The following is a 421-nucleotide window of genomic DNA, read 5'->3' on the forward strand; positions in this document are numbered from 1 at the left end:
GAAAATTCAACCCTGGTTCATCAGGATAAACATCCGGACAGCCGAGCGCTCCTCCCATTTTCACCATCGCAGTTGTGATTTGTTTCAGATAATCGCGTGGGTAGTTGATCTCCTGAATTGTCATGGTGTTGGGAAAAAATCCACGCATTCTCTGCTGTACGATGATTAAATTATCAAACCACCCGTCGGCCTGTGCCTTCGTCAATGGTGTAAGCGCTTGTCCCATGGCTGTTTCTATCATGCCGATCCCTTCCACATTCGGGTGTGAGTTGTAGCGCTTACCCAGTGCTCTGTATAAGGCAATCAGACGATCCCGTACATTAGGATTCCATAATTTAATGTTATGGCCGTAACGGCGGCCATCATTACTGGGTTTGGGTCCATAGTCACTATATTTAAAAGCTCCGCCTTCATATTTAGG

1 pseudogene is annotated in these 421 nt (G+C 46.3%); it reads right to left on the bottom strand.

The features are described from left to right. Positions 1 to 421: pseudogene (locus C7H79_RS17430) on the bottom strand (glycoside hydrolase); the annotation flags it as partial.

The sequence above is a fragment of the Nitrosomonas supralitoralis genome (genome assembly GCF_003011925.2).
GTDB classification, from domain to species: Bacteria; Pseudomonadota; Gammaproteobacteria; order Burkholderiales; family Nitrosomonadaceae; genus Nitrosomonas; species Nitrosomonas supralitoralis.